We start from the raw sequence: 18,188 nt of genomic DNA, 5'->3' as shown, positions 1-18,188 counted from the left end.
TGCTGCTGGCGATTGCCATGGCGCTTTCGGACTGCAATGTCACGCAGCGGTGACACAGATCAAGCTGCCTGCTGGATGGACTTTCGCGGCGCTGATAGCTGGCTTGGCTCTTGGCTGGCTGCTTTCCGGGAGCGCTGCGAGCGACACCGCCCGCGCTATTGCCGGCCCGGTCGGTTCAGTCTGGTTGCGCGCCTTGCAGATGACCATCGTGCCGCTGGTCGCTGCGCTGCTGGTCACCGGGATCACCCAGATGGTGGCGACGGCGCGCGCCGGTCCGGTGGCGCGGCGGACGCTGCTGACGTTTTTCGTCATTCTCCTCGCCGGAACGCTGTTCGCTGCGTTTGCCACGCCCGCTTTGCTCGAGGCGTTTCCCATTCCCGGGCAAGCCGAAGCCGCCCTGGCGGTTGAAAGCGCTTCGGCCCAACCGGTACCCAAGATCGGCGAATTCATAGAATCGCTCGTCGCAGACAATGTGGTCGCCGCTGCGGCCGAAACGGCGATGCTTCCGCTCGTGGTGTTCTTCGTCGCCCTGGGGCTGGCCATTTCCCGCCTCGAAGGGGTCCAGAAGGACGTGATGCTGCGGCTGTTCGAGGCAATCGGGCAGACCATGCTCATCATCATCGGCTGGGTCCTGCGCGTTGCTCCCGTCGGGGTCTTCGCCTTGGCGCTGGGCGTCGGGCTCGCCAGCGGGGCCGGGGCTTTCGCGGCATTGGGGCACTACATCCTGATCGTGTCCGGCCTGGGCTTCGTGGTGTTGGCAGCCGGATTCGTCCTGGGCAACGTTGCGGGCCAGCGCGGTCCTGTCGGGTTTGCCCGAGCGATGACGCCGTCGCTGGCCGTGGCCATTTCGACCCAGAGCTCGCTCGCGAGCCTCCCCGCCATGCTGCAGTCGTGCCGACAACTGGGCGTGCGGGAGACAACTTCGGACTTCGTGCTCCCGCTTGCGGTCGCCCTGTTCCGCGCAACGGGCCCGGTGATGAACCTGGGTGTCGCGATCTATGTGGCGAAGCTGACGGGGGTGGTACTGACGCCGACGGCCTTGGCGGCGGGCATCGCGGTGGCCCTCGTGACGACCATCGGATCGGTCAGCCTGCCCGGCGCGATCAGCTTCATTACGGCGATTGGTCCGATCGCCTTGGCGATGGGCGTTCCGATCGAGCCGCTGGCCATCCTGGTGGCGGTCGAGATGCTGCCCGACATCATGCGCACGCTCGGAAATGTCACCATGGACGTGGCGGTCACCGCCACAGTCGACCGGACTAGCGCATCTTCGGGCCGGGCTAACATTTCTACGCGAACTTGAATCGGGATGGAGCGTTAGGGGGCCAGACCCAATCCATCAGAGGACGATTTCCCATGGCCTTCGAACTGATCCCGTTGCCCTATGACAGCGAAGCGCTCGCGCCGGCGATTTCCGCCGAGACGCTGAGCTTCCATCATGGCAAGCACCACAAGGCCTATGTCGACAAGACCAACGCGGCCGTCGAAGGGACCGACCTCGATGGCGCCTCGCTCGAAGCGGTCATCGCCAAGGCCCGCGGCACCAACCAGGGCCTGTTCAACAACGCAGCGCAGAGCTGGAACCACGGGTTCTATTGGTATTCGCTCTCGCCGAACGCGAGCGCACCGAGCGGCGACCTTGCGGCCAAGATCGATGAGGCCTTCGGGTCGCTCGAGAACTTCAACAAGCAGTTCGCCGAACGCGGCGTTGGCCACTTCGCCAGCGGCTGGGTCTGGCTCGCCGAAAAGGGCGGCAAGCTCTCGATCGAGGAAACCCATGACGGCGATACGCTGGCCGACCAGGGCTTCCGTCCGCTGCTGACGATCGACGTGTGGGAACACGCCTATTACCTCGATCACCAGAACCAGCGCCCGGTCTACCTCAAGGAATTGATCGAAAAGCACCTCAACTGGGACTTCGCGGCGGAAAATCTCGCTCGCGAGGGGACCTGGAGCTATCCGGCGCCGACTTACGCCTAACAGCGGACAAGTTGCTCCGGGCCGGACGGAATCCGGTCCGGAGCAACCATGATCCGGAAGGAAACCTTAATCATCGCCGTTTAGCGTCCGGCAATGGCTTCCAAGCGCGCTTCTCTCGTCAACAACCCCGAAACTTCGCGGTCGGGGGAGCGCAATTCCCTGACAATCGAAGGGAAATGCCAGATTGGCGACGGCTCGGTCCAGGAGGTGCTCCTGACCGATCTCGACACACTCGGTTGCATGATGCGTGGCTCCGCAATCGGGGTGATCAAATCTGATCCGCTGCAGCTGTGGCTGGGAGAGATCGGCCCCATTGCAGGGAAGCTCCGCTGGGCTCGCCATGGTTCGGTCGGGATCGAATTCGATACGCCGCTTTATGACGATGTTATCGACCAAGTGCGCACCTTCGAGCCGGGACCGACAGTGGTCGCGCTCAGCCGCCGATCCGGGCGCTGAACCTACTCAGGCTCCCTGGGTTCGAGCTTACTGGCCGCAAAGAGCGGCTCTCCGAACAGAAAACCGATGATGTTGGGCCGGCCGAGGTGCTCCATGAGTGCGGTCACGGTCAGCAGGATCGGTACTGAGAGCAAGGCCCCGGTCACCCCCCAGATCCAGCTGAAATAGCTGAGCGCGAGCAGGATCAGCACCGGGTTCATGGTGAACCGCGCGCCCAGGATCGTGGGTGTCAGGAGGTTGGATTCAGTGGCGTGCAGCCCGAGGTAGGCCGCTGCCGGGACCAGGCCCACGAACGGACTGTCCGCCGTCCCCAGTCCGAACAAGGTCAGCAGTCCGATCATGACCAAGGGCCCGACGTAAGGCAGGAAGTTGAGCAGCGCGGCCAGACCGCCCCACATGACCGGGAAATCCATCCCCAGCGCCCAGGCGCCCAGCGTCACCACGACCCCGACACAGAGATTGATGAGGCCAACGGTCAGGATGTAGGCGGCCACCCGGTCCTGCACGTCGCGCATCACTCGGGCGGCTTTCAGGCTCGCGCCGAACTCTTGCCGGTCGAGCAATAGCCGCCGCCGCATGCGCACCCGCGCTTCGATCATGAAGAACGCCATCAGCAGCGTAAGCAGGACCTCGAGCACTACTGTGGGGGTCGCGAAGGCCAGCTGCTGGAGCATCGTCGGCTCGGCCAGAACGACGCGCTGGCCGCCGGCCGATCCGACCAGGCCGGCAACTTTGTCATTGAGCCGGGATATCCATGCGAGGTTCCCCTGCAGCGCGTTGAAATGCTCTCCGATACGGTCGACCATCGCGGGCACGTCGTCGAACATCGACAGCGCCGGGCGCAGGACTGCGGTCAGCGCCAGGGATACGATGACGAGGAAGAGCGCCAGCGCCAGAAGCGAGGCCAGGAAGTTGGGCAAACCGAAGCGTGCCAGTCGGTCCGCCATCGGTGAGAGGATGATGGTCAGGATTATCGCCGTGACCAGCGGGAGGAATACCACCGAGCCGATCGACAGCACGAACGGCAGCGCCAGGAACAACCCGATGGCGATCAGCACGACCAGCGCGGAGATCAGCCGCAGTTCTTCTTCCGCGAACGCCAAACGCTTGCGTCTCGGAGTGGCTTCACCGCTTCGTGGATCGGCCTCTTCGGCCTCGGTGCCATCAGTCATCCCAGCGCCCCCGCATCCCCCCTACTTGGTCGCTATGCTAATCCCCTTGCCCGACGCGACATCGTCAAGTTCCTGCAAAATTGCGCGATGCGCGGCTGGGTCGTCGATCGAACGCTCGGGTATCGAGCCTTCCTCGATCATGACCGTCAGGGCCGCACGCGCTCGGCCGACACGGCTCTTGATCGTACCGACCGCGCAACCGCAGATCTGCGCCGCCTCTTCGTAAGAGAAGCCGCCGGCACCGACCAGCAGCAGTGCCTCGCGCCGTTCAGGCGGCAAGGTCAGCAAGGCGCGGTGCATATCGGACAAGTGGATCGGTTCTTCCTGCGCGGCGGGCGCGACGAGGATACGCTCGGCTGCCGTCTCGTCATATTCCCCGCGAAAGCGGTTGCGGCGCATGTCGGTGAGATAGGCGTTGCGGAGGATGACGAAGGTCCAGGCCCGCATGCTGGTGCCGGGTTCGAACCGGTCCTGCGCGGCCCAAGCCTTGAGCAAGGTTTCCTGCACCAGGTCGTCGGCCATGTCGGGCCGGCCGCACAAGCCGCGAGCAAACGCGCGCAGGTGCGGGACGACCTCGGTAAGGTCGCGCTTGAACGCGCGCTTTTCGTCGGCGCTGCGTTCTGGCGTCACACGCTGTTCGTTGCTCATCGTTTCCCGTCGTCAAGCCTGGCAAGCAAATCCTTGAACGCGTCGGGGATAGGTTCCTCGATCACGGAGTCGTAGAGTTGCTTGAGCCCGGAAGCCCATTCCGGCCCCTGCTTCCTTGTATGCTGCTTCTTGCCTTTCACAGGCTTCCCCGTCCTGTCAGCGCCAGCCATTATCGATGCTTCCACCAGCTCCACGTTGCGTCCTTGCAATTGCCTTGACACCGACCCCTGTTGCAAGTGTGCATCTGCTTCGGCGTTGTTGCGCTCGTTCGGAACGAAAGGGGGGGCATCCGGTTCCCATTCGTAACGGCCGATCGCGAATTCTCTGGTTGGTCCGGACCAACAGGGGGGATGCCTGTGCAATGGGGGAGCGGGCGGCAGACAACCGCCTCAGGGGAGTCGAGATTGGAGCAGGCCACCGGCGGGCGAAGCAGAACCAAGCGCTGGCTTGTCCGCTACCCGCGGGCAGTCCCGGTCGCCATCTTCGTCCTGATTGCCGCAATCACTGTCCTTAGCGTCTTCGCCATCGAGCGGGGTGAAGACGCCCGCGCTGCTGTCCAGTTGCGCAGCCGCGCTGCTGCCGTTGCCTCTGCCCTTGAACGTCGCTCCAACGCCAGCAGCGCCTATTTGCGCGCCGGCGCCGCTCTCCTCGCCACGCTTGACGAGGTGCCGGCGGCAGGTTTCCGCCGGTTTGTCAGCGAGCTTCAGCTCGACGAGGATTATCGCGGGTCCGAAGGGATCGGCTGGGCCGAAGTCGTGCTGCCCGACGAGATCGATGCTTTCGACCAAATGATGTCCGAAGTGGGATCGGGCACGGTCCGGCTCTATCCAAGGCCTTCCGGAGGCCAGCCCTTCTCCGTCCCCGTGACTTACCTGCAGCCCGACACCGAACGGAACAGGCAGGCCCTCGGCTTCGACTTGTTCTCGGAGCCGATCAGGCGCGCTGCGCTAGTGGAGGCCGAGCGAACGGCACGCCCGACCGCGACCGGAAGGATCGTGCTGCGGCAGGATCTCGACACCGGACAGCCGGGCTTCCTGATCGTGATGCCGGTGTTCGAGCCGGCACCGGGCGGCAGGCGCCTCAAAGGCTACATCTTCAGTCCCTTCAACGCGCGCGAGTTCCTCTTGTCCGCGCTCGAGCTGGAAGACGGCGGGAGCTACTCCGTCAGGCTCTATGACGGCGACATCGGCGACAACAACCTGATGGCCTCGATCACCGGCGGGGCCGGGGAGGGGGACACGGTCGCGGAAGAGCTTTCGATCGCTGACAATGTCTGGACCCTGCAGGTCACGGCTTCCTACGGTGGCGGCCTTTCCGGGTTGTCGATGGTGACGATGATCTTCGGCATGCTCGTGGCGAGCCTTCTCATGCTGCTCGTGCGCATGCTGACCCAGCAGGCGATCGAGGACGAGGCCTCGCTCCGCTGGTTCGAAGAGCAGGCGTCGATCCGCAACTCGCTGACGCGTGAGCTTAATCACCGGGTGAAGAACACGCTGGCCAACGTGCTGTCGATCATCGCGCTGACACGGCGCCGGGCGGGTAACCTCGACGAATTTGCCGACGGCCTCGACGGCCGCATCCGGGCGCTGTCCGCCACGCATGACCTGCTGACCAAGTCGGATTGGGGCACCACCCCGATCCGCTCAGTAGTCGAGGCCGAGTTGCTCCCTTACGCGCAGGATGGCGACCACGAGATCGAGTTGCTCGGTCCGGATATTGCGCTCGCCCCCAACGATGCGCTGTCACTCGGCCTGGCCACCCACGAACTGGCGACCAATGCGGCCAAGTACGGCGCGCTCAGCAAGTCGGGTGGCAAAGTGTCGGTGCACTGGAACCTCGTTTCCGACGCGCTCGTGCGGATCGAATGGCGCGAGAGCGGCGGCCCTCCGGTCACTAACAAACGCGGTCGGGGTTTCGGCACCGACTTGATCGAGCGCATCGTGGCGCACGAGCTCAAGAACCCGGTGGACCTGGTGTTCGACCCGGCGGGCGTCCGCTGCGTGTTGCGGATTCCGGTGCGCCGTCCGAGCGAATTCATCATGCGGGCCGGCAGAGGCCCCTTGCGAGACGCCGCTGTCAGCGCGAATTCCACCGAGCACTGACCATTTCACGCACTGGACGTGCTATGTCCCTGGCGATACAGCGGCTCGATGACAAAGGCCCTTTCCGCCTCGCTGCGCTGGATTTGCCTGGCGCTCCTTCTGCCCCTGCTCGCGGCTTGTGGGAGCCCGGCTGAGCCGACCGAGGGGCCAACCGTGCTCGCGGCGGCAAGCCTTCAAGAATCGCTCGAGGCAGCGGCCAAGGCGTGGGAAGCGCAAGGGCACCCAGCGCCGATCCTGTCCTTCGCGGGCTCCTCCGCCCTGGCTCGCCAGGTAGAGCAAGGCGCTCCGGCGGACGTGTTCATTTCGGCCGATCAGGAATGGATGGACTATCTTGCCGGGAAGAATCTGATCCAGCCGGCCACTCGGGTCGCCCTGCTGACCAACCGCATCATGCTGATCGCCCCTAAGGGCGGAACCGTGCGCAGCCTCGATGCGCTGGGCGCGGGCAAGCTGGCGCTGGCTGACCCCGAAGCGGTTCCGGCCGGCCGCTATGCCAAGGCCGCCCTGGAGAGCCTCGGCGAGTGGCAGGCGGTAGCTACCAACGTCGTCCCGGCGGAGAACGTGCGTGCGGCGCTGGCGCTGGTGGAGCGGGGCGAAGCGCAGCTCGGTATCGTCTACGCAACCGACGCGAAAGCATCGGACAAGGTCGAGGTCGTGCGTGAGTTTCCCGAGAGCAGCCATCCGCCGATCCGCTATCCAGCGGCGATCCTGGCCAAGTCGGACAATCCCGAAGGCAAGGCCTTCCTCGGGTTCCTTTCCTCCGCCGAGGCGAGCAAGATCTTCGCTTCGCATGGGTTCGGTATCGCTGAATGAGTGAATGGCTCACGCCCGCCGAATGGGGCGTAGTTACCCTGTCGCTCAAGGTCAGCCTGGTGGCCGTGGCCATCACGCTGCCGGTTTCCTACGCGCTTGCCTGGGTGCTGGCGCGCAGGCGCTTTCCTGGGCGGATCTTGCTCGACGCCGTCGTGCACCTGCCGTTGGTGGTCCCGCCGGTGGTGACGGGCTGGATCCTGCTCGTGCTGTTCGGCCGCAACGGCCCCATTGGTGCGTGGCTCGAGAGCCAGTTCGGGCTGGTGCTGGTGTTCCGTTGGAGTGGCGCGGCGCTGGCCGCGGCGGTCATGGCGCTGCCGCTGATGGTGCGGGCGATGCGGCTGTCGATCGAGGCGGTAGACCGGCGCCTGGTCGATGCGGCCCGCACACTGGGGGCCAGCCCGTGGCGGGCGTTCCTGAGCATTACCCTGCCGCTCAGCGCACCGGGTATCGCCGCGGGGGCCATGCTCGGCTTTGCCCGCTCGCTGGGCGAGTTCGGCGCGACCATCACCTTTGCTTCTAACATCGCCGGGCAGACCCGCACGTTGCCGCTGGCGATCTATAGCGGGCTGCAACTGCCGGGTGCCGAGCTGCAGGTGGCGCGGCTCTCGCTGATCTCGGTGGTGCTGTCGCTGGCAGCGTTGGTCATTTCCGAGCTGCTGGTGCGGCGCTCGGGTGGGGGCCGCGCCCATGTCCTTTGAGGTCGATCTGCGCTGCCCTGTGGGCGAGCGGACCATTGAGCTGGCGTTTGCCTCCGAGGCTCGGCTGACCGCGCTCGTCGGACCCTCAGGGGCGGGCAAGTCCACTGTGCTCAACTGCATCGCCGGATTGCGGCGGCCGGAGAGCGGGCGGATCGCGGTTGCCGGAGAACTGCTGTTCGATGCCGGATCCGGAGTGAACCTGCGCCCCGAGCGTCGCCGGGCCGGCTATGTGTTCCAGGACGCGCGACTGTTCCCGCACATGCGGGTGGCCGCAAACCTCACTTATGGAGAGCGGCTGGCGCCTAAATCAGACCGCTGGATCGGGCAGGAGGAAGTGGTCGAGTTCCTCGGTATCGGCCATTTGTTGACCCGCTGGCCCGCCACGCTCTCGGGCGGCGAGATACGGCGGGTGGCGATCGGTCGGGCCCTGTTGTCGGCGCCGCGCTTCCTGCTGCTGGACGAGCCCTTCGCATCGCTCGATGCCGAGCGGGGCGAGACTCTGATGGGTTTGGTCGAACGAATCCGCGACGAGCTCAAGATCCCGATCCTGCTGGTCAGCCACGACCGCAGCGAGGTCGAGCGGCTGGCCGGCGAGGTTGTAACTCTAGCCTAACGGTTCGCTGGTGGAGGCGGGGCCGGCGAAGGTGCCGGCGGCTCTCCGCGTAGTTCCTGGAACGCAGCGGTGAGCCCGTTGAGGGCGCGGGCCCGTGGCGTATTGCCTTCATTGCCGCCGATCGGAACCTCTGCGCTCAGGAACGATGCCAGTTCCGGCTTGCCTCCGAGCGCGGCGAGGGCCTGTTCCGGCGTGCGGCCCGCCTTCTCAGCTTCCCGCGCGGCATCGGCCACCTGGCGAGTGAACGCGACGTATGAGAGGAACGCGGGCCAGTCGTGCACCGTGGTCCCGTGACCGTCGATCACCTTGTCGACGCCGCTGATGGTATCCTGAGCCTTAGCCAGTGTGTCGGGCAGGGCGAGGGCGCTACCGCCCGAGCCACGGTCGATCCGGGGCATGGCGAGGAGTTGGAAGATGTCGCCAGTCGCCATGGTTCGCTGGGCCGGGAAGACCACGAAGGCATCGCCGTCGGTATGACCGGCACCGAACCAGTAGAGCTCGATCCGATCCGCGCCGGCGCCCAGCGTCAGCCGATCCTCGAAGGTCCGCTTGGCCGCACCGACGTTGGCCATCGCCGCCATGCGCCGCGATGTGTTGGCCTGGGCTACGACTTCGATATCGCCGCGCGGGTTGATCTCGGAGTTGGAGCCGACGTGATCGCCGTGGGAGTGGGTGTTGATGATCAGGGTCACCGGCTTGTCGGTGACCTTGCGCACTTGCGCCAGGATCGCTTCGCCGTTGTTGGCGAGCTTGGTGTCGACCAGCGCCACCCCGTCGCTGCGCAGGAATACCGTCGTGTTCCCGCCCGCGCCGTGGATCTTGTAGATGGTGTCCGACACCTTTTCGATGTCGGACACGCCGGGTCCGCCCTGGGCCTGGAGCCCCGCGGCGGCCATCCCTGCCGCCAAGAGTGAGGCAAGGATGGCAAACCGCTTCATGTCAGACCTCCGTTAGAGGTGATTGTGTTCGTCGGCCGGCGCCCCGCCACCACCAGCCGGACGCGGACCACCGCCACCAGGGCCGGTCGGAAGCGGCTGGCCCGGAAGCGGGGGAGCGCCCATGATCAGCGGCGGCTTCTCGCCGCGCAGTTCCATCATCGCGATGAAGAGGTTGTTGAGCGAGCGCGACTTCGGCGTGCCGCCGTATTCGAGGCCGGGCTTGAGTGCCTCGCTGATATAGGGCGCCATCGCCGGATCGGTCGCGAAGTACTTGTTGAACGCCTGCACGTAGTCGATGTTTTCGGCCACCGCGCGCTTGGCCACTTCCACGACCTTACGGGTGTAGGCGGCGTACTGCAGGAAGCCGGCCCAGGTGTTCGCATCGCCGTGACCTTCGATCACGCGGTCGACGCCGTGAATCCCGGCCACGGCCTTAGCGACCGTGTCCGCCGTGCCGAGCATGCTGCCGCCCGACATCGGATCGACCAGCAAGCCCATGTTCCACGCCATCACGTCACCCGCGGCCATGACCTTTTCCTTCGGGAAGACCACGAAGGCGTCACCATCGGTGTGTGCCGGACCGAACCAGTAGAGGTCGATCTGGTCCCCGCCCTTGCCGAGCGTCAGCTTGTCGGTGAAGGTCTGCGTTACCTTCGGGGTGCCCGGCATCGCGGCCATGCGCGTGGCGCTGTTCGCGTGGGCGACGATCTGCACGCTGCCCCGCGCGGTGTTGATCTCCGCGTTCGAACCCATGTGGTCCGGGTGCGAGTGGGTGTTGATGATCATCGTCACCGGCTTGTCGGTAACTTCGCGGACCTTGGCGAGGATCGCTTCGCCGTTCTTGGCGAGCTTGGTATCGACCAGCACCACGCCGTCGCTGCGGATGAAGAACGTGGTGTTCCCGCCCGCGCCGAAGATCTTGTAGACGTTGTCGGAGACCTTTTCGGTCGCACCGATCCCTGGCAGTCCCTGCGCGTTAAGACCTGCGGCAGCGAGGCCGCCAGCCACGATCGTTGCCAGGATTGCGAACCGCTTCATCATTCAGCCTCCGAAAAACACCCTCTCGACAAACCAGTAGCCGCCCGCTGCGATGACCACGAGCGAGCCGATCGTTACGATCCAGCCACTCGCCGCCGGTCTGCGCCGGCGGATCACCTCCAGCAATGCGCCGACTACGGCGACGATTGCCAGCTGCCCCAATTCGACGCCGACATTAAACGAAAACAGCGACCAACCAAGCGCTTCTTGAGGAAGTCCGAATTCTTTGAGCACGTTGGCGAAGCCGAAACCGTGGATCAGCCCGAAGAAAAGCGCCGCCCAGGCACGCAAATCTCGGCCTTCTCCCCTCCGTTGCAACAGGTTATCGACGCCGACCACCACAATGCTGAGCGCAATCGCCGGCTCGATCAGCCAGGGCGGCGGGTTGAGAATGTCCAAACTGGCGAGCGTCAGTGTGATGGAGTGGCCGAGGGTAAACGCGGTCACGATCGTGACCAGCTGACGCAAGCTTCCGCCAAGTAGCAGCAGGCCGACCAGGAACAGGATGTGGTCCGGCCCGATCATGATGTGGTGGACGCCTGAAGGGATGAAGGTCCCCATCACCGCGAAGGCGCCGGCGGTGGTCCCGCGGTAATAAGTCTTCGGCTTGCTGGCGTCCGAGAAGATGAACTGCTGCCGCAAGTCCCCGTCTTCGTAGACGTTGACGAAAGTCTGGTGGTTGGGGTCGGTGGTGAACAGGTCGGTATCGAGCGCCAAGGCCCCTTCGGGAGTGCCCTTGATTGTGAAGGTCAGCTCCAGCGCCTCGTTCTCGTCGACCACCGCGATCGGCCCCCATTCGGCGCGGGCAAATCCGTCGTTCTCGAACGCGATGTGCGAGGCGAGATAGCGTTCGATCTCCACTCGCCGCGCGGCCTGCACTTGCGGGTCGAGCAGAGATTGCGGATCGGCAATGCCGAGGATCGGCGCGATGTCGGTCAGGTGCGCCCTGACCCGGCCGGTGACGGCATCGTCATGCACTTCGAGATCGAGGTAGCTGAACGGCACCGGATGTGCCGCGGCGGGCACGGTGAGGAGCAGTGCGAACAGGGTGACGAGCCAGCGCAGCACAGGCCAGTTCATGTTACCTTTGCGCGCATGGCACGCGTTACTCACCGCTTGCTTTCCAGAGTCAGTGTTCGTTCCTGCTCAACGGTCGTGTCTGCGACATTGTCGTGAAGCACGATCTGTAGTCGATAGGTTCCGGCGGGATCGCTTGACTGCAGCATCGCCGGCACGGGCTCCTCGCTGAACATTTGAACGCCGGCGGGCTGTGGGGCTTTCGTCCAAATCTTCCGCGCGCGATCGTCTACCACCTGCTTGCCGCTGGGGTCGAACAGGCGGTAGTCGGCTGTCACATTGCAATTTCCGTTCGCACCAGGCTTGCAACCAGCAACTGCGACCATGACGAGGAAAGGAACATCGGCCAGTTTCGCCGGTACGACCGTAGCCTCACCGAAAGTGGCCGCGCCGCGTTGCCATGCCTGGAATTTCCCGCGATCGAAGAAGATGTAGAGCGCGCCCTGAAAACCGGCGGTCGTTCCCTGCGCCATGGCAGCGGGGACAGTGACGGGAACTATACCGGCCAAGCCTGCCAGCATCGCAGCAGCACCATAGATCGCCCTCATCTTCCCATTCCCCCGTATTTTTTTTGCGCGGCGAGTGTCCCGCCATTCCGATCGCGCGTTGGCGTTGCCGATGCCGAAGAGGAGGCCTTGTATCAAGGGGGGAAAGTGCGTTGGAAGTTGATTGGTTTGACAACTTCAGGTCCGCTTTCCACCCATTGTGGACCTTCGCGCATTGCCTGTTGTCGCCGCACCCGACGCGATGATAACGCTACCATAAAGAGGGTGCGGAGGGGTGCCATGAGTCTTGGCGAGTTGAGCGTCGCGTTCTTTCTCCAGATATTCGTCATCATTGCCGCGTGCCGCGCGATGGGGTGGGTGGTGAAACGGTTCTTCGACCAGCCGCAGGTGATCGGCGAGATGATTGCCGGGGTGATCCTCGGGCCATCGCTTTTCGGCCTGTTGGCGCCGGAGCTGCAGCAGACCGTCTTTCCGCCCGACAGCAAGCCCGTCCTCTACGTCTGCGCGCAGCTTGGCGTCGGGCTCTACATGTTCCTGGTCGGCCTCGGCTTCCGCACCGACCATTTCCGCGACAATGCCAAGAGCGCCGTGGCGGTGTCGTTCTCCGGCATGTTCGCGCCGTTCCTCGTTGCGGTCGCGCTGACGCCGTGGCTGCTGAACCTAGATCTGTTCGGCGAGGGCGTCTCCGGCCTCCAGGCCACGCTGTTCATCGGGGCGTGCATATCGATCACCGCGTTCCCGGTGCTGGCGCGCATCATCCAGGAGCGCGGCCTCACCAAGACACCGCTCGGCTCGCTGGCGCTGTCGGCGGGTGCGATAGACGATGCAGGCGCCTGGACCGTGCTGGCGATCGTCCTGGCCAGCTTCGGGGGCGGACCGGAAGTCGCGCTCAAGGCGATAGTGGGCGGCGGATTGTTCGCCGCCTTCATGATCCTCCTCGGACCCAAAGTGTTCGCCCCGCTCGCCCGCTGGGCCGAACGCGAGGGTAAGATGACCCCACCGCTGCTGGCGGTCGTCGTGATGCTGTTCGGGCTGAGCGCCTGGGCGATGGACGCCGCTGGCCTGCATTCGGTGTTCGGCGGGTTCCTGCTTGGCGTAGCCATGCCCCGAGGCCTGCTCACGCGCGAGATCAAGCGGCAGATGGAGCCGTTCACTATCGCCTTGCTGGTCCCGATGTTCTTCGTCTTCTCCGGGCTCAACACCCAGCTGACCATGGTCAACAGCCTGGACCTGGCGGCTATTGCCGGCGTGATCCTGGTGGGCTCGATCGCCGCCAAGGCTCTCGCCTGCTGGGCTGCGGCGAGAGTCACCGGGCAGGACAATCCGACGGCCATGGCGGTCGGCGCGCTGACGAATGCGCGGGGCCTGATGGAGCTGATCATCATCAACATCGGCCTGCAGAGAGGCATCATCGGACCGGCGCTGTTCTCGATGCTGGTGGTGATGGCGATCGTGACCACGCTGATGGCCTCGCCGCTGTTCGAGTTGGTCTACGGCCGAAAGGCCCGTGCCAGTGGCGAGCTGGGCCAGCTCAATGACGACGAGGACGAGGACGAGGAAGAGCGTGGAAAGCTCGAATTGGCCCCGTCGCGCCTTCGGTGACCCTTGACGATGCAGATCGCCCCCAGCGGCCGCACTTTCTGATGGGCAATATCAGCATGGCTAAGTAGGTTCCGCTGGCCAAGGCGGGAGACCGGCGATGGACGATGCGGTGCGGATCCCTATCGATATCGGTTACGAAGCTGCTTCAGCCGAGGCCGCTTCTGGTGAACCGGCCGTCCAACGAACCACCGTGCGTGAGGACGGCACGGTCGTTATCGACGTTCTCGCGCCCCAACCTTGCGTCCCCGAGCCGAGCACCGGCGACGAAATCGTGGTCTGCGCGCAAATTGATGGCGATCCACAAAGGATGCCCGACGCTCAGCCACCGCCGTCACCAGGTCCGATGGAAAAGCTGAAGAAGGCTTTGACAGCTCATGTAGGTCCGGTCGAGATCACGCCTTTCGGCGCGCGGTTCAAGTTCTAGACTGCACCCCGTCCGCACCATTTCCCAATGTCCGGTTTCCACCCCGCGGACAACCAATGCGGTCAGTCCTCGCTGTCCGCGACAACCATCCAGCTGCTCTCAGTTATACGTTTGAATGTTGTTTCAACGGCAGCCCAGATCGGCGTGGCGGGTGGTGCCGGGACGTCAGGCGGTAGGACCAAGGCTTCCCACGGCCGATTTACTGTGCGCTCGTAGGAACAGCGGACTCGATCCTCAACCTGCGCTTCGCAACGGATACTGCGCACCGAATACCAGTCTCCGAGCCGATAGTAGCACGTGAGTTCGTCGCAGGACTCGATGCGGGGACGTCGCAATGTGTCCTGAATGGCTTCCGCGCCAGGGAACTCTTCGGCTTTCGCCGACGTCGAAGTTGCCGTTGATGCCCGGAGCACCAGCAAGGAAGCCGTGAGGACGCGAACGGACGACATGGCGCGGGGGCAGACCCTTCAACCGCCCGGGGAAAACGGCAGTGAATCTGGCGGCAATGTCCGCACACCATATCTGGCCGCCAGTTCGGTGTATCGCTCCCTGTCACGCGGCATCTGCAGGCCAGCGTCCGAGGCCTCGCGGAACATCTTCTCCAGTCCGCCGGGGATCAGCGTCAGCACATGTTCGCCGGGCTCGGTGCCGATGTTGCGAAAAGTGTGGGGTATGCCCTTCGGCATGAAGAGTGCGGTTCCTGCCGGAGCGTCGACCTCCTCGTCGCCATGGCGGAAGCGATAGTGGCCGCGCACGATCGTGAAGACCTCGTCCTCGCGCGAATGCACATGCGGCGCCGCGCCTTCTCCTGGCGGCACAAAAATCCGCAAGACGGCCGTCGCTCCGTTGGTGTCCTCGCTACTGGCCTCGAGGAACATCTTGAGGGCGAGGAACCTGAACGCCTCCCCTTCCTTTTGCGTCGAACTTGCCGCTGGATGCAGATGGCTGGCCAGCGATGCCTGACCGACTGCCGCCGATCCGGCCACCAGCGCTGAGAAGCCAACCACCGCGCCGCGTCGCGTAATCGTTGTCATCGCCATGTCCCCATTCCCCGGGAGGCGACTTCATAGCGATTTCGGTTGGAGGATGCGAATCCGCCGCCGGCTGCGTCCGCCAACCATCCAGGTCATTCTGACCGCCGAGTGCCTGAAACTGGGTCTACCCAAAGCGGACAGTCAGCTAGCGACCCATTGCGGTCATTGGCCACGTGCCTAAGATCGCCACGTGAGGACCGCAACGTCGTGCTGAATAGGTGGTGGTTAGCGTCAGCTTTGGCGGCGGTCGTGCTTGTCGGCACGGCGATGGTGCTGTGGTATCAAATTGATCGCACGACGATGCTAAAGTCGATGTGCGAAGTCGGCCTTCCAAATTTCTCACGTCCCAATGAAATTGATGCCGATCGTTTGGGTTGTGCGATCGTCGGCCCAAAGAGGACCTTCTCAGGCGTGCTGGTGACCGGATTCGAAGCGTCAAACTTCCAAAGTCCGGACTTCCCGAGCGTTCCGGGGCAACAGAACTCTGAGGACAAGCGGGCTTGGTTTAATTGCCCTAGAACAGGCTGCGGCAACGAGTTTGATGCGCAACTGGGCCACAATTACGTGGACTGTCCGGGAGATGATTCCTTGCTCCACAGGGGTTTGGCAAGCATTGAAGCGGAAGGTTGGGTTACGGTTTCCGAAGGGGCATTTGGGCACCTGGGCAGTTACCCTCGCGAGTTCTTTGCTTCCAGGATCGTTCGCGTATCGCCCCCACCTCAAAGAATGGTCGACGAATGGATGAGTGTCCACGAACGCTATGATGAGTGCGACGGAGTCCCTTTCACATAAGGCACAGGCCGCCCAACGTCCGCTTTCCACCCATCGCGGCCACCGAGCGATTTCGCCCTTGGGCTCATGACTTGCCATGACGTTATCGGTTGGCAGGCCAGTGCCTCCTTGTCCGTCCAACCGCAGCAGTGAGCTTCGTCTGAGCGTCACAGAAGGGCGAGTCAGTCTAGCCGAGACGGCAAGTCCATTGCCGTCGCCTTGCAGTTGCGTCACTGTGGAGGAACCACGCCCCATTTCCGCCCGGCCATGACGGCCTGAAAGGAGGACGATGGAAGCCAAAGTGAGGAAACTCTTCGAGCGTTACGAAGGCTCGTTCAATCGGGCCTTGAGCGGCGTCGTCGATCTTGAGGAAGTCGTCTCGCTCTACGCGCCCGAGTTCATTGGAGCTGCCCCCGGCGGTGTGATGACCGGGAAGAACGACGACAAGTTCGCTTTGGCCATGGCGGAGGGCTATGCCCGCTATCGGACGATCGGGATGAAGGACATGCATCTCCGCGAAGTCCGCATCTCACCAATCGACGATCTTCATTGCCTGGCCCACGTTGGCTGGACGGCGACCTATGCCCGCTGGGATCAGCCGGATGTGGCGATCGACTTCGAGGTCCAATACTTCGTCAGGACGCTCGAGGGGGAACCGAAGGTGTTCGGTTGGGTGACGGGTGACGAAGAAACCCTGTTGAGGGAACACGGAATCCTGGGCCCTCCGGACGGGCTCCGTACCTACAAGCGCACCGCGACCTATACCGAAGACAGCATTCCCGCGGGCCTGCTCAAGGACCACGCGACCAAGGAAGGCACCTGGGGCCTGATTCATGTGGAGCAAGGCAAGCTCCGCTTTCTGGTCACGGACGATCGCCGTCCGCTTATCGAGCGGATCCTGACGCCGGAAACCGATCCGGGCTTAGTTGAGCCGACGATCCTCCATCATGTCGAACCGCTGGGGCAGGTCCGATTTCATGTCGAGTTTCTCCAGCGCGATGAAATGCCCTCTCCCATATGAGAAGAGGGCATCGTCGCGTCGGACCGCCTTATTGGAACAAGCGCGGCGCGAAGTCGGTCAGGTAACGGCGCCAGTTGATCCAGGTGTGGCCGCCGCCGGTCTCGTTGTAGACATCCTCGATCCCGTACTTGGCGAACATTGCCCGGGTCGGGGCGACGGTGCCGTAGAGGAAATCGTCCTTGCCCATCGCGTAGTAGACCAGGTTGAGGTCCGCGGCCGCCTTCTTCAGCGCGACGTCGTTGGCGGTTTCGTAGGCCGTCACGTCAGCCGGACCCTGCATGCCCAAGCCCATCGAGAAGATGCCGATGTAGTCGAACAACTCGGGATGGGTCAGGCCATAGCGGATGGTGTGCGATCCGCCCATCGATAGGCCGGCCATCGCGCGGCTCTGCTGGTTGGCGAGCGTACGGAAGTTCCCGTCGACGTAGGGGATCAGGTCCTTGATCAGGTCGTCCCCGAAATCGGTGTTGGCGAGCATGTTGGTGCCCGGACGGTCGGGCGTGTGGCCAAAGGGCATGACCACGATCATCGGCTTGGCCTTCTGGGCCGCGATCAGGTTGTCGAGGATGTAGTTGGCGTGGCCGACCGAGGTCCAGCTGTCGGCGCTGTCGCCCGCTCCGTGCACCAGGTAGAGCACTGGATAGCGGGCGCTGTCCTTCATGTAGCCCGGAGGGGTGTAGACATAGGCGCCGCGCTTGGCTCCGATTGCAGAAGACCAGTACTCGATCCGGCTCACAGTCCCGTGCGGGATGCCCGGATCATAGGCTTGGAATTCGCCGGCCTGACCGGTCACCTCGAAGGTGGAGTTGGTGCCGACGCGCTCGTGGCTGAAGGTCGTGCCTTGCGGGTCGGGCACCTTGGCGCCGTCGACCTGGAAGGCGAAGCGGTAGTTGTCGGCGGGGACGGGCACCGCGGTTGTCGCGGTCCACAGGCCAGTTGCATCCTTGGTCATCGGCAAGCCACGGGTGCTGCCCGGTTGGATACCCATCGGGATCGCCTCGTCGATGTCGTTGCTGGTGACGCGGACCTCCTGCGCTTCAGGCGCGCAGATGCGAAAGGTCACCTTGCCGTCGGGCAGTTGCTCGACCGACTTGTAGCCGGCCGCCGCGGCAAACATGCCTTGCGGGCGACAACTCGCGGGCTGGGATGAGGGCGCTGGCTGGGCGAGGGCAGGGGCCGCGGCGAGTGTGGTAGCCAATAGCGCGATGCAGGCAGTCTTGTTCATGGTGGCGATGCTCTCCCTGGAAGTCCTGGCACACTTTCGGCGCCTTGATATTCGACGTTCATGCGTTGCT

At 64.1% G+C, this 18,188-nt stretch carries 20 protein-coding genes; 11 read left to right on the top strand and 9 right to left on the bottom strand.

Features of this window, described 5'->3' with window-relative positions:
- The first annotated feature begins 49 nt into the window (after positions 1-49).
- The 3 genes from ASD76_RS11585 to ASD76_RS11575 all read left to right on the top strand — a co-directional run bounded on the left by ASD76_RS11585 (position 50) and on the right by ASD76_RS11575 (position 2,436).
- Positions 50-1,303, top strand: coding sequence for a dicarboxylate/amino acid:cation symporter (locus tag ASD76_RS11585; protein ID WP_055923222.1), 1,254 nt, complete (start codon positions 50-52; stop codon positions 1,301-1,303).
- Between the two features lie 53 nt (positions 1,304-1,356).
- Positions 1,357-1,980, top strand: a complete 624-nt coding sequence (locus ASD76_RS11580; RefSeq protein WP_055923221.1) for a superoxide dismutase — start codon at positions 1,357-1,359, stop codon at positions 1,978-1,980.
- 93 nt (positions 1,981-2,073) lie between these two features.
- Positions 2,074-2,436 (top strand): hypothetical protein, encoded by a 363-nt coding sequence (locus ASD76_RS11575; RefSeq protein WP_055923220.1) that lies wholly within the window; start codon positions 2,074-2,076, stop codon positions 2,434-2,436.
- 2 nt (positions 2,437-2,438) lie between these two features.
- Here the strand turns inward: ASD76_RS11575 and ASD76_RS11570 are convergent, their stop codons facing one another.
- Genes ASD76_RS11570 through ASD76_RS11560 form a run of 3 tightly spaced genes read right to left on the bottom strand, consistent with a single transcriptional unit; the run spans position 2,439 to position 4,450 of the window.
- Positions 2,439-3,608: an AI-2E family transporter gene (locus tag ASD76_RS11570; protein ID WP_055923219.1), complete on the bottom strand. Its 1,170-nt coding sequence runs from the start codon at positions 3,606-3,608 to the stop codon at positions 2,439-2,441.
- 21 nt (positions 3,609-3,629) lie between these two features.
- Positions 3,630-4,256 (bottom strand): sigma-70 family RNA polymerase sigma factor, encoded by a 627-nt coding sequence (locus tag ASD76_RS11565; protein WP_055923218.1) that lies wholly within the window; start codon positions 4,254-4,256, stop codon positions 3,630-3,632.
- Entirely contained in the window at positions 4,253-4,450 is a 198-nt protein-coding gene (locus tag ASD76_RS11560) for a NepR family anti-sigma factor (protein ID WP_055923217.1), read from the bottom strand. The genes ASD76_RS11565 and ASD76_RS11560 overlap by 4 nt, the downstream gene beginning before the upstream one ends.
- 210 nt (positions 4,451-4,660) lie before the next feature.
- Here ASD76_RS11560 and ASD76_RS11555 point away from each other — a divergent pair, with 210 nt between their 5' ends.
- Genes ASD76_RS11555 through ASD76_RS11540 form a run of 4 tightly spaced genes read left to right on the top strand, consistent with a single transcriptional unit; the run spans position 4,661 to position 8,482 of the window.
- Positions 4,661-6,358, top strand: a complete 1,698-nt coding sequence (locus ASD76_RS11555) for a CHASE domain-containing protein (RefSeq protein WP_055923216.1) — start codon at positions 4,661-4,663, stop codon at positions 6,356-6,358.
- Positions 6,359-6,406: 48 nt separating this feature from the next.
- On the top strand, positions 6,407-7,171 hold the full coding sequence (gene modA, locus ASD76_RS11550; protein ID WP_055923215.1) for a molybdate ABC transporter substrate-binding protein: 765 nt from the start codon (positions 6,407-6,409) through the stop codon (positions 7,169-7,171).
- Positions 7,168-7,869: a molybdate ABC transporter permease subunit gene (gene modB, locus ASD76_RS11545; protein WP_055923214.1), complete on the top strand. Its 702-nt coding sequence runs from the start codon at positions 7,168-7,170 to the stop codon at positions 7,867-7,869. The genes modA and modB overlap by 4 nt, the downstream gene beginning before the upstream one ends.
- Positions 7,859-8,482 (top strand): ATP-binding cassette domain-containing protein, encoded by a 624-nt coding sequence (locus ASD76_RS11540; RefSeq protein ID WP_055924196.1) that lies wholly within the window; start codon positions 7,859-7,861, stop codon positions 8,480-8,482. Before modB ends, ASD76_RS11540 begins: the two co-directional genes overlap by 11 nt.
- Here ASD76_RS11540 and ASD76_RS11535 read toward each other — a convergent pair.
- From ASD76_RS11535 to ASD76_RS11520, 4 genes are read right to left on the bottom strand one after another with little or no spacing between them, the layout of a single operon-like run.
- Positions 8,479-9,420: an MBL fold metallo-hydrolase gene (locus ASD76_RS11535; protein WP_082553803.1), complete on the bottom strand. Its 942-nt coding sequence runs from the start codon at positions 9,418-9,420 to the stop codon at positions 8,479-8,481. The two genes, ASD76_RS11540 and ASD76_RS11535, sit on opposite strands and share 4 nt — an antisense overlap.
- 12 nt (positions 9,421-9,432) lie before the next feature.
- Positions 9,433-10,458 carry an MBL fold metallo-hydrolase gene (locus ASD76_RS11530; protein ID WP_162249668.1) on the bottom strand — a complete coding sequence of 342 codons (1,026 nt, stop codon included), beginning with the start codon at positions 10,456-10,458 and terminating at the stop codon, positions 9,433-9,435.
- Positions 10,459-10,461: 3 nt separating this feature from the next.
- Entirely contained in the window at positions 10,462-11,538 is a 1,077-nt protein-coding gene (locus tag ASD76_RS11525; RefSeq protein WP_055923211.1) for a HupE/UreJ family protein, read from the bottom strand.
- Positions 11,539-11,567: 29 nt separating this feature from the next.
- On the bottom strand, positions 11,568-12,083 hold the full coding sequence (locus ASD76_RS11520; protein ID WP_156457694.1) for a hypothetical protein: 516 nt from the start codon (positions 12,081-12,083) through the stop codon (positions 11,568-11,570).
- Positions 12,084-12,320: 237 nt separating this feature from the next.
- On the opposite strand from ASD76_RS11520, the gene ASD76_RS11515 reads away from it, so the two are divergent.
- Together ASD76_RS11515 and ASD76_RS11510 are read left to right on the top strand one after the other, a co-directional pair.
- A complete protein-coding gene (locus ASD76_RS11515) occupies positions 12,321-13,643 on the top strand; it encodes a cation:proton antiporter (RefSeq protein ID WP_055923209.1) in 1,323 nt (440 codons plus the stop codon).
- Between the two features lie 97 nt (positions 13,644-13,740).
- Positions 13,741-14,067 carry a hypothetical protein gene (locus ASD76_RS11510; protein ID WP_055923208.1) on the top strand — a complete coding sequence of 109 codons (327 nt, stop codon included), beginning with the start codon at positions 13,741-13,743 and terminating at the stop codon, positions 14,065-14,067.
- Positions 14,068-14,534: 467 nt separating this feature from the next.
- Here ASD76_RS11510 and ASD76_RS11505 read toward each other — a convergent pair whose 3' ends face one another.
- On the bottom strand, positions 14,535-15,107 hold the full coding sequence (locus ASD76_RS11505) for a cupin domain-containing protein (RefSeq protein WP_055923207.1): 573 nt from the start codon (positions 15,105-15,107) through the stop codon (positions 14,535-14,537).
- 201 nt (positions 15,108-15,308) lie between these two features.
- Between ASD76_RS11505 and ASD76_RS18320 the strand changes: the two genes are divergently transcribed.
- Positions 15,309-15,893, top strand: coding sequence for a hypothetical protein (locus tag ASD76_RS18320; protein ID WP_156457693.1), 585 nt, complete (start codon positions 15,309-15,311; stop codon positions 15,891-15,893).
- Between the two features lie 280 nt (positions 15,894-16,173).
- Positions 16,174-16,893 (top strand): DUF1971 domain-containing protein, encoded by a 720-nt coding sequence (locus tag ASD76_RS18315; protein WP_235506697.1) that lies wholly within the window; start codon positions 16,174-16,176, stop codon positions 16,891-16,893.
- Between the two features lie 28 nt (positions 16,894-16,921).
- On the opposite strand, the gene ASD76_RS11495 is transcribed toward ASD76_RS18315, so the two are convergent.
- Positions 16,922-18,118 carry an alpha/beta hydrolase-fold protein gene (locus tag ASD76_RS11495; RefSeq protein ID WP_082553802.1) on the bottom strand — a complete coding sequence of 399 codons (1,197 nt, stop codon included), beginning with the start codon at positions 18,116-18,118 and terminating at the stop codon, positions 16,922-16,924.
- Positions 18,119-18,188 lie beyond the last annotated feature (70 nt).

This window comes from Altererythrobacter sp. Root672, assembly GCF_001427865.1.
GTDB lineage: Bacteria > Pseudomonadota > Alphaproteobacteria > Sphingomonadales > Sphingomonadaceae > Croceibacterium_A.
This window is presented reverse-complemented; position numbering and strand designations above follow the sequence as displayed.